The organism is Phenylobacterium sp. (assembly GCF_004299445.1).
In the GTDB taxonomy this organism is placed as follows: domain Bacteria; phylum Pseudomonadota; class Alphaproteobacteria; order Caulobacterales; family Caulobacteraceae; genus Phenylobacterium.
On record NZ_SCTC01000078.1, the window covers coordinates 69,323 to 79,254 of the forward strand.

Annotated in this window: 14 protein-coding genes; all 14 read left to right on the plus strand. The window is 65.5% G+C overall.

Annotated features, from left to right (window positions below):
• Positions 1–2 precede the first annotated feature (2 nt).
• The 14 genes from EPN98_RS21855 (at position 3) to EPN98_RS21920 (ending at position 9,862) form a co-directional block, all read left to right on the plus strand.
• Positions 3–1,049: a recombinase RecT gene (locus EPN98_RS21855; RefSeq protein ID WP_293365059.1), complete on the plus strand. Its 1,047-nt coding sequence runs from the start codon at positions 3–5 to the stop codon at positions 1,047–1,049.
• Positions 1,046–2,065 carry a PD-(D/E)XK nuclease family protein gene (locus EPN98_RS21860; protein WP_293365060.1) on the plus strand — a complete coding sequence of 340 codons (1,020 nt, stop codon included), beginning with the start codon at positions 1,046–1,048 and terminating at the stop codon, positions 2,063–2,065. Before EPN98_RS21855 ends, EPN98_RS21860 begins: the two co-directional genes overlap by 4 nt.
• A 341-nt stretch (positions 2,066–2,406) precedes the next feature.
• Positions 2,407–2,625, plus strand: a complete 219-nt coding sequence (locus tag EPN98_RS21865) for a hypothetical protein (RefSeq protein ID WP_293365061.1) — start codon at positions 2,407–2,409, stop codon at positions 2,623–2,625.
• Between the two features lie 93 nt (positions 2,626–2,718).
• Positions 2,719–3,468, plus strand: a complete 750-nt coding sequence (locus tag EPN98_RS21870; RefSeq protein ID WP_293365062.1) for a phosphoribosyltransferase family protein — start codon at positions 2,719–2,721, stop codon at positions 3,466–3,468.
• Positions 3,465–4,937 carry a nicotinate phosphoribosyltransferase gene (locus EPN98_RS21875; protein WP_293365063.1) on the plus strand — a complete coding sequence of 491 codons (1,473 nt, stop codon included), beginning with the start codon at positions 3,465–3,467 and terminating at the stop codon, positions 4,935–4,937. Before EPN98_RS21870 ends, EPN98_RS21875 begins: the two co-directional genes overlap by 4 nt.
• A gap of 283 nt (positions 4,938–5,220) precedes the next feature.
• Positions 5,221–5,532 carry a hypothetical protein gene (locus tag EPN98_RS21880; protein ID WP_293365064.1) on the plus strand — a complete coding sequence of 104 codons (312 nt, stop codon included), beginning with the start codon at positions 5,221–5,223 and terminating at the stop codon, positions 5,530–5,532.
• Positions 5,533–5,770: 238 nt separating this feature from the next.
• Positions 5,771–6,244: a hypothetical protein gene (locus EPN98_RS21885; RefSeq protein ID WP_293365065.1), complete on the plus strand. Its 474-nt coding sequence runs from the start codon at positions 5,771–5,773 to the stop codon at positions 6,242–6,244.
• Positions 6,244–6,729 (plus strand): hypothetical protein, encoded by a 486-nt coding sequence (locus tag EPN98_RS21890; protein ID WP_293365066.1) that lies wholly within the window; start codon positions 6,244–6,246, stop codon positions 6,727–6,729. The genes EPN98_RS21885 and EPN98_RS21890 overlap by 1 nt, the downstream gene beginning before the upstream one ends.
• A complete protein-coding gene (locus EPN98_RS21895; RefSeq protein ID WP_293365067.1) occupies positions 6,726–7,085 on the plus strand; it encodes a hypothetical protein in 360 nt (119 codons plus the stop codon). Before EPN98_RS21890 ends, EPN98_RS21895 begins: the two co-directional genes overlap by 4 nt.
• Positions 7,082–7,609, plus strand: coding sequence for a hypothetical protein (locus tag EPN98_RS21900; RefSeq protein WP_293365068.1), 528 nt, complete (start codon positions 7,082–7,084; stop codon positions 7,607–7,609). Before EPN98_RS21895 ends, EPN98_RS21900 begins: the two co-directional genes overlap by 4 nt.
• A complete protein-coding gene (locus tag EPN98_RS21905; protein ID WP_293365069.1) occupies positions 7,606–8,142 on the plus strand; it encodes a DUF1643 domain-containing protein in 537 nt (178 codons plus the stop codon). Before EPN98_RS21900 ends, EPN98_RS21905 begins: the two co-directional genes overlap by 4 nt.
• Positions 8,139–8,702 carry a hypothetical protein gene (locus tag EPN98_RS21910; RefSeq protein WP_293365070.1) on the plus strand — a complete coding sequence of 188 codons (564 nt, stop codon included), beginning with the start codon at positions 8,139–8,141 and terminating at the stop codon, positions 8,700–8,702. Before EPN98_RS21905 ends, EPN98_RS21910 begins: the two co-directional genes overlap by 4 nt.
• Positions 8,699–8,995: a hypothetical protein gene (locus tag EPN98_RS21915; protein WP_293365071.1), complete on the plus strand. Its 297-nt coding sequence runs from the start codon at positions 8,699–8,701 to the stop codon at positions 8,993–8,995. Before EPN98_RS21910 ends, EPN98_RS21915 begins: the two co-directional genes overlap by 4 nt.
• A gap of 3 nt (positions 8,996–8,998) precedes the next feature.
• A complete protein-coding gene (locus EPN98_RS21920) occupies positions 8,999–9,862 on the plus strand; it encodes a sigma factor-like helix-turn-helix DNA-binding protein (protein ID WP_293365072.1) in 864 nt (287 codons plus the stop codon).
• The last annotated feature ends 70 nt before the right edge of the window (positions 9,863–9,932 follow it).

Below are 9,932 nucleotides of genomic sequence, written 5' to 3' on the forward strand. Positions count from 1 at the left end.
CAATGAATGGAGGCGAGAAAATGGCGACCGAACAAACGCAGCTTCAGCCGTCTGCGCGGGCGGACGTGGCGCGGCCGATGACCAAGATTGGCGAGTTCCGGGGCGTCCTGGACCAGATGAAGCCGCAGATCAAGATGGCCCTCCCGCGCCACCTGGATCCCGATCGCATGTTGCGGATCGTCCTGACAACGGTGCAGCGCACGCCGAAGCTCCTGGACTGCACGAAGGAGAGCCTTCTCGGCTGCATCGTTTCGTGTGCCCAGCTCGGCCTGGAGCCCGATGGACTCCTCGGCCACGCCTACCTGATCCCGTTCTTCAACAGCCGCAAGAACGTGACGGAGTGCCAGCTCATTGTCGGATACAAGGGACTGCGCAAGCTCGCCATGCAGTCGGGCGAGGTGTCGTCGATCTCGGCGCGCGTCGTCCACGAAAAGGACGACTTTGACTACGAGTACGGACTCAATGAGAAGCTGCGCCATGTCCCGTCGGACGCCGAGGACCCGGGCAAGGTTACCTACGCCTATGCCATCTTTCGCCTCAAGGACGGCGGCCACCACTTCGACGTGATGACCGCGCGTGAGATCAACCGGATCCGGGACAATTCCCAGGGGTACAAGCGCGACAAGAATTCCAGCCCGTGGACGCAGAACTACGACGAGATGGCCAAAAAGACGGCGTTTCGTCGGGCGTCGAAGATGGCGCCAGCATCGATCGACGATCGGACGGCCAAGGCGTTCGCGCTGGACGACCGCGCCGAGCAAGGATTGCCGCAGGATATCGGGGACGGCATTTCGATCACGGCGCCAGAAGACGAGGATCAGTCCGCCGGGCCGCCGATCGATGCCACCGAAGCCCCCGCCAAGGAGTTCGTTATGTCCACCCTGGCGCAGCGAAAGCAGCTTGCCAAGGACGCCAAGTCGGCGCGGGTCTCCGAGGACGACGTCTCCGGATGGTACAAGAAAAAGAGCCTCGACGAGCTGAGCTTCGACGACGCCAATGACGCAGCGAAGCGGCTCGCCGAGGTCATCGCGGGCGAGGGGATCAAGTGATCCGTCCCAGCCGACTGCCCGCCGCCGAGCACTGCGGGCTTGCCGCCGGTCACGAGAGCAACTCGACGAACGCCGCCGCGCTTCTTGGGGACGCGTTCCATGCGGCGGTGGCCAGCCACTACAACCCGACCAACAAAGAGTTCCGCGCCGAGCACGACATCGCCATGGGCCGCGTCTCGCCGGCCGAGCGGGATGAGATCGCAGAGATGTTGGGCCGGTTGACGGCACAGTGGGAGCCGCCGCCGGGCGCCGAGTTCGAGATCCCGATCGCGATCGATCGGGCGGGAATCTCGGTCGAGACCGGCGACGCCCGCCTGCTCACCGAAGGAACGGCGGATTGCGGCTGGTCCGACGGCGACGCGGCGGCGGTGGTCGATTGGAAGTCTGGGGCTCGCGCCGAGTGGAACGTTCCGATCCCCCGCGAAAACCTCCAACTTGCCGCCTACGGGCTCGGCCTCGCGGACCGTTGGAGCAAGCCGAAGATGAAACTCGGCCTGTACCTGGCTCGCGAGGGGAAGTGGCTATGGGACACGCTGCACCTCGACTCGGGCGAAGGAACGGCACTCTGGGAGCGGACCCGCGCAGCGGCGCTGCGCGACCCAACCGAGGCGGTCATCGGTCCGCACTGCAATGAGTGTTACGTCCGTCTGAAGTGCCCGGCACACCTGCTGCCAGTGATCGACATCGGCGAGCGCGAGAACGTCATGGCGCCGATGACCCTCGGGGAGCCAGACGGCTTGGTCGAAACACAAAAGCTCCTGCGCCTCATCAACGCATGCAAGGCCATGGAGGACCTAGCCGATGCCGGAAGGGACTGGCTGAAGGCATATGTCAGGAAGAACGGATCGATCGTCGTCGACGGCCAGCAGTGGGGGCCGATCGAGGTCAAGGGCCGAGAATCGACAAGCGTCAAGGCGCTCAAGGAAGCCGGTCTCTACGATCGCGCGTGCGCGGTCGGCGCCGTGAGGATGAGCCCGCCGACACAGCAACACCGCTGGACAAAGGCGCGACCGTGACCCTTAAAGACACGGCCGTCCTGCTCGCTGGCGCCGTCGCTCTCCTGCTCTTGGTCCTGGGGCCGCTGGTGTGGATGGACTGGAAGAAGAAGCGGCGGGGCAAGCAATGACCTGCCCCAAGAACACCCGCGCGAAACCCTGCTCTGGGAGCATGCACGAGGTGACTTGCCCGGAAGTCGACACCTCGATCAGTCCGCGCGACTGGTGCAGAAGGACATTCTACCGCTGCAGGGTCCATGGTGGAAAGTCCGGAGCCCTCCGCTCGCTGAAGTCTCACAAGGCCCTCTATCACCCGAAGGAGAAGTGACCGTGAACCAAAAACCGAACAAAGGAGACCGAACATGAACGATGAATTCAAGAGATTCCGCAAGAAGCAGTTCGCCGAGCTGCGCCCCTATGTCGATGGCGAGAACATGGCCGGGGTCTCCGTCAGTGCCGAGGACGCCAAGGCCGGGTCGCCGAAGGTGGGCGACATGATCGCGCGCAATCCAAAGAACCTCAACGATCAGTGGCTTGTCGCGGCTGCATATTTCGCGGACAACTTCGAGCCGGTGGCATAAGTGAGAGCCGAGGAAATCGCATACGTTGGGCGCAGGGCCGAAGGGGAAGGTCTATTCTTCGTACCGGTCGACACCTATCCGGGTGGAGAGCCGATGGTCAAGGAGTTCCCTCGGCGTGTCGATCGCGTCATGCTTCGGCCGCGCTCAATGGGCGGCTTCCTCGGCGGCATCTTCTGGCTTGAGGCTTTGCTAGAGCGCGACCTCGGGCCCTTCGATCTGATCCTACCGATGGTACCGGGCGCTCGTCAGGACCGTATGAACGCGACGGGCGACGCGCTCTTCACCGCAAAGAGCGTCGCGCGAATCATCAACTCATTGCGCCTGCCACACGTCGTTATTGTTGACCCGCATTCGGACGTGACGCCGGGGCTGATCGATCGCTGCTCGGTGATCCATCAATCGTCGCTCCTGCCGATTGACGTGCGCGATCGAAACTACGCCGCTGTCATCTCGCCCGACGCAGGTGCGGAGAAGAAAGCCGCAGCCGTGGCGAAGCGTATTGGCGTCCCTCTGGTCCACGGATGGAAGACCCGCGACGTGAGTACGGGTCAGATCTCAGGGTTCGGCGTATCAGAGCTGCCCGACGCTGGCTCTCGCCTCCTGATCGTCGACGATATCTGCGACGGCGGCGGGACGTTTCTCGGGCTGGCGAAGGCGATCCGAGAGCGCGGCCCCTATGTCATCGATCTTCATGTCACTCACGGACTCTTCACGCAAGGTACCGCCGCCTTGCTCGACGTCTTCGACCGCGTCTCTTGCACCGATTCGATCGCGAAGGACCGCCCCGGGATTGCCGTCAGTCAACCTTGTCTCAACCTGCTAACCGAAGGAGCCCGCCCATGACCGCCCTGAACCCCATCACGCAGATCGACGGGTATAAGTTGGACCACAGACGGCAATACCCCGCGAACACGACCCGCGTCTATTCCAACTGGACGCCGCGCTCGTCTCGGATCCCCGGCGTCGACCGCGTGGTGCTCCTCGGGTTGCAATACTTCCTGCGCGAGCACCTGGAGGTCGGGTTTAGTGACTTCTTTCGCGCTGGTGTCGACGGGGTCTGCGAGGAATACGAGCGCCGCGTGAACGGCTACCTCGGCCCGAACGAGATCGGGACGCAGCACATCCGAGACCTGCACAAGTTGGGCTATCTGCCGCTGGAGTTCCGGGCGATCCCGGAAGGCACAACGGTACCCCTGCGCGTGCCGATGCTCACCGTCGAGAACACACACCCCGATTTCGCGTGGCTGGTCAACTACTTCGAGACGCTGATGTCCAACGTGCTGTGGCTGCCTTGCACTTCGGCTACGACGGCCCGGCGTATGCGCCAGCTCCTGGACTCGGCCGCCGCGCGCACAGGTAGCCCCGCCGGCTTCGTCGACTGGCAGGGACACGACTTCAGCTTCCGCGGCATGGCCGGCCCCGAGGCTGCGGCCCTGAGCGGGATGGGGCATCTGCTCTACTTCACCGGGACCGACACGATCCCAGCCCTCGACCTGATCGAGCGGAACTATGGGACAGCCGCTGACTATCTCCTCGGCGGGTCTGTGGCCGCGACTGAGCACTCCGTCATGTGTGCGGGCGGCGAAGAATGCGAACTGGATACGTTCGATCGGCTGCTCAAGCTCTACCCATCGGGCATCGTCTCGGTCGTCTCGGACACCTGGGACCTGTGGAACGTCCTGACGTCTGTCCTGCCGGAGTTGAAAGACCGGATCATGGCCCGCCCGGGGAAATTGGTCATTCGCCCCGACTCTGGAGACCCGGTCAAGATCATCTGCGGCGACCCCGAGGCCACAGACCCAGCCGCGCAGCAAGGCGTTATCCGCCTGCTCTGGGACATCTTCGGCGGCACGACGACCGATACCGGTCACCGCTTGCTCGACCAACACATCGGCTGCATCTACGGCGACTCGATCAACTTCGAGCGGGCGAAGGCGATCACGGACGGGCTGGCGGCCAACGGGTTCGCCTCGGCGAATATGGTGTTCGGCGTCGGCTCGTACACCTATCAGTACGTTACTCGCGACACGTTCGGGTTTGCGATGAAGGCGACATGGGTCGAGATCGACGGCAAGGGACGCGCGATCTTCAAGACCCCGCGCACCGACGACGGAACCAAGAACTCGGCGAGGGGGCGCCTGGCGGTAGCGCTCGGGGATGCTGGCGATCTGGTCCTTATCAATGAGGCGACCGCCGAGGAAGAAGCGCGGTCTTTGCTCCGACCGGTCTGGCGGAACGGTCTGCTAGCAGCAAGAGAAGGCTTCGACGTCATCCGCGCGAGGGCCCGCGAAGACATGAAGGCGCATCCGTAGTCATGCCAATCCCCCACGCCCCCGCCTGCCCCTGTCTCCGCTGCTACAACCGGCGCAAGCCTGAGGCGGCCAAGATCGAGACGCTCATTGCCGAGAGTTCTGTCGGGCGGGCGTGTTCCGTCATGAAGAAAGCTGCGTCGTGGCCAAAGGCGCCGGTCGAGCAAGACGGTTTGTCGACGAGGCCGACGGCGCACTCTCCGAAGGGGCCGAGCGGAGCCGCCGCGATCGAATGGGTGCGCGAGAGGCGACGCAGGGAGCTGGCGGCGGAAAGGGACGAGCGGTGATGACCATCTCCGCCCGCAACCGCTTCGTCAATGACCTAGCCATGATCCAGAAGACGCTGGAGATCCTGGCCAACGATATCGACAACCTCGGCGAGTTGGCCTTCACGATCACCCACGACGAACGCGGAGACCAGCTCGGGTGCTACGCCAGCAACTCCTTGCAGGGGACGATGGCGCTGCTGAGGGATATGGGACGCTTGGTTGAACGAAGCGCACGGCCAACGAGTGAGACGGAGCGATTCCGGGCGGTCGTGGCGAGGGCTGAGGCGGAAGCGCGGGCGCGAGCGAAGCAGAAGGGGAAGCGACGATGAAGCTCTCCGACGGAGAGACGATCGTAACCGCTTGGGCCGAGTCCGCATCCGGGCCAGGGTGGTCGAACTCGCCGCTGTGGGTTCTCGTTCGGAGCGCCGACGGCAGACTGCGTGTCGATTGCATCCAGCCAGACAAGCACACGCGGGACATGGCGACGCTCTACCGGGTTTCACAAGAAGCTCACCTGGCGATGACGAGGGCGGTGCGAACGGCGGCGGAGAAGAAGGGAAAACCACGATGAAGAAGAAAAAGCCTGGCCCGGCCGAGATCGCCGCCGCGACCCCGCTAACGAAGGCGCTGCAGCGCCCGGCCGACCCGATGACCGCCTGCAACGTCTGCGGGCTGGACTCCGCCGAACTGCGCGCGTGGCGCGAGCACGACGAGCGCGACCAGCCGATCGAGGGGATCGGCGCGCTGGTGTTCATCGGCGGCGATCACCCGGACTGCATCAAGGTGATGGAGATCCATCCGCGCCTCTATGCGGAGGTCCGGGGGATGCCGGGGTACTTCCCCGCGTTGTGCGGTCCCTGCGTCTCTCGATCTGGCCTGGCCTGCTCGCACCCCGATCTGAAGGCGAACGGCGGCGCCGGGCTTTACGTGACGCTGTCGGGTTTCGCGGCGGGCGCGATCCTGTGCGGCCGAGGCGGGTGCCGGACGATGCCGACCCGGGCCACGGCCTGCGTCGGTCAGCGGAAGCTGAAGGCCGTCTGATGCTGGCCCTGACGTTGTTCGATCCCTGGGCGCAGCTCTGCATCATCGGTGCGGAGGCTGGAGGGAAAGGCATTGAGACGCGCGGGTGGGCAGCCCCAGTCTGGGCGCGTGGCCGGATCGCGATCCACTCGTCGAAGGCGTTCAAGCGAGAGGACGTCGACACATTCTTCTCGCCGGGGTTCCGCGAGGTCTTCGAGGCCGCGGGGTTCGCAACGGCGTCTTCCCTGCCGCGCGGCTGCATCATCGGCACGGTCTTCCTGGCGGGCTGCTACCCGGTCGAGTTGCTGACGGCGAAGTGGCCCGAGGACGCCCGGGAGCGCCGCTTCGGAAACTACACACCCGGACGCTGGGGCTGGGTCTTGAAGGACCCGATACGGCTCCGGGAGCCGGTGCCGTGCCGCGGGCTGCAGAAGCTCTGGACGATCCCTTCTGACGTGCTGTCGCGTATCCCGGAGAGCGCTCGGTACTCCACGGAGGCGCGATGATCAGCCTGCCCGACGACCTCCGCGCGCTGCTCGAGGAGAAGCTCGCCGAGGCGGACCAACTCGCGGCCGACGTTCGGACCATCCTCCGGACGTCGCCGGCGGTGGTTGCCGCGGGGAGAATCGCGGTCACGCCATCGGCGCCGACCGAGACCACGGACGAAGAGATCGAAGATTTCCGTCGCCGATCCTGCGTGAGCAAGAAGAGCTACTCGACGCCCGAGCGGGCGGGCTCGGCGGCGCAAACCGCGCTCGCGCTGAGGAACGAGAAGCTGCGGATCTACCCCTGCACGATCTGCAGGGGCTACCACCTGACGAAGGTCCCGTTGGATGTTGCGGCCGGGAGATTGCCGCGGTGAGAGAGTGGCCGATCCTCTTCCGCGCCCGCCTCGTGAAAGCAAACCGCGAGGGCCGCAAGGACGTCACGCGCCGCTTGTCGCCGAAGTGGGCGGAAGCAAAGCCGGGCGATCTCATCGTCGTGCGCGAGACGTGGCGGGCAGACACCGCGTGGGACCGTAATAAACCAAGAGACATCGGCCGGGGGGCAATGATCTGGTACGAGGCTGACGGTGAGGCGCCCGGGGAGTTCGGCAAGCTGCGACCGTCCATCTTCCTGCCGCGCTGGGCATCGAGGGACACGTACCCGATCGTCTCGGTTCGCCAGGAGCGGCTGCAAGACATCACTGAGGACGAGGCGCGGCGCGAGGGATTCAGCTCAGATCCGGTGCCTGCCCGCGTAAACGGCAAGCTTGGGCACGTCGCGTTCTTCGATCCGCTCCACTGGTACGCGCACACCTGGGAAGCGATCAACGGAGCCAAGGCGCCCTGGCGGAGCAATCCTACCGTGTACGTCGTGACGTACGAGAACTCGGTGAAGCCGTGACCTCTCACTGGACCGTTGGCGGCGCAACCTTCTCAGCCGACCGCGTCTTCCGCCATCACCTGTGGCGCGCTCGCCCGGCCGAGTTGATCCCGGGTCCGCGTCGCCGTCTCGGCGCATGCATGTTGAACCCGTCCAATGCTGGCGCAGATCCGATCCGTGAGAACGACCCGACCATCCGCAAGTGGATGGGGTTCTGCGACCGCTGGGGCTTCGCTCGCTTCGACATTGGCAACCTGTCCGACTACGCGGCGACGAAACCGATTGAGCTCTACCGCGCCGGGTTTCCGATCAGCGCCGAGTGCGACGACTACCTGCGCGATATCGCCGCACGTGCGGATGTGTTCGTTGTGGCCTGGGGCGGTCTGTCGAAGTCGATCGCGCGCCAGCGTGCCAGTCGAGTGCTGGAGATCATCCGCGCCGCCCGCCCCGGCAAACCGATCCACTGCATCAGGACCGGCAAGGGAGGGATCCCGGTTCACCCGGTGATGGAGGGCTACACGATGGAGCCGAGGATCTTCGAGGTGGCGCAATGACCGTTGCCGCCCTCTCCAGCATCGTCGGCGATCCGGTATTCCAGCCCCGTCGCGGCGGTCGCCATGTCGTCCCCGGCAAGATCACCTCCGGCGTCTCGAAGGCTTCCGGCGGCAAATGGCGCTATTGGACGCGCAAGAACGGCAAGATGACCTTTGGACCGCCGCGAGCATGGAAGGCGAACGCGGAGCGCGACCGACGCAACGCCATCGCCGGCAACCCGCCGGCCCACCCGAGAAAGAACAAGATCAAGAAGGCCGACCGCCCGGGACTCGGCCTCTGCGTCGACTGCGAGCACAAGACAGAGCCCGGTCGAAAGAAGTGCGCCGTTCACCTGAAGCGAGACCGCCTACGCGCGAGCAAGATCAGTCGCGCCCTCGGCCTGCCCACGCGCGAGCAGTACCTCCGAACGATGTTCGGTCCCGGCAAGAAGGCGCCGCACCTTACCAGGGACATCCTCGACACGAAGCTCGGACCCGTCGAGCGTTGCGCCTGCGGGCTGATGCTGCCCTGCCATCATCCGTCGATCGCCGAGTACGCCAGCGCGAGGCCCGGCGAGTGATCGTAGAGACCCATGGCCGAGACCAGGCCGGTCGCCCGCTCTGCGGGCACCCGCGTTCCGGGCTGGAGTTCTCGACGGAGCCCACGTGCAAGCGGTGCAAGTGGACCGCGACCAGGAGCTATCTGGCCGGCCTGGTCTACTGCCTGAGGGCGGACGGGCTGACGCTCTCCGCAGTAGGCGAGCTACTCGGCGTCTCGCACCCGCGTGTGGCGTTCATCGAGCGGCGCGTGGTGGAGCGAATCGAGGCGGCGGCCGACGTCTGGCAGCGCGAGGCGCGAACGGCAGGCGCGTAGCCGATGGGGTACCGCGTGCTCACTGGTGATGGAACGATCGCCGCCGACACGGCGGAGGAGGCGTTCGCGCTCCTGCGTCAGATCCGCGAGACAGGGTCAGCGCCGCCTGCCGCCCCGCCGTCCGACACCGCGCCGCCGCCGCTAGCGTGCCGCACGTTCGACGCCGACGATGACTTCTCCGAATTCTGGCCCGACCTGGTGCTGCCGCCCGAGCCGGCCGAACCCGAGCCTGATGTCGACTTCAACCTAGGCCGACTGTGCCGAGACTGCGGACGCCCTGGCCACGTACGCGCGCTGTGCCCTGGTGACGACGACGAGGCAGAGGATGAAGCGCCGACGGTCGCGCCAGAGCCGCGGGAGAGGAGGACATTCGTAGCGCCCGAGGACCTCGGACCCGACGAGCCGCTGCTCCCGGTCGAGCGCCTCCTCCGCTTCCCCGATGGCACGCCGCGCATCTCCACCATTCCCGGCGACCGCCGCCTTACCGACGACGAGAAGCGAGCAGTCGTCTCGCTCGACTACCCCGACGTGAAGCGGCCGAAGACCTGGGGCGACTGCGCCTCGGAGCTTCGCCCCTGTCCCTGGGTGAGTTGCGCGTTCCACCTCTACCTCGACGTCGATCCGAAGTCGGGGGCGATCAAGTTCAACCGACCCGAGCTACAGGTCCATGAGATGCCGGAGACCTGCTGTCTCGATGTCGCAGACCGAGGAGGCGAGACGCTCGACGGGGTGGGGCAGCTATTGGGGGTGTCGAGGGAGCGCGTGCGGCAGGTCGAAAACGGGGCACTAAAAGTGGCGGCCCGGCACGCGACCGATCTGGAACCGGAAACTGCACGTGGCGCGCGTCGCGGTTGCCGGGAGAATTGAGTGAAGTCCCGTCGATTTGGATCACTAGTGTTGTCGGGTCTGCGGCCGGGTCCGTGATGGCGTAGATAAG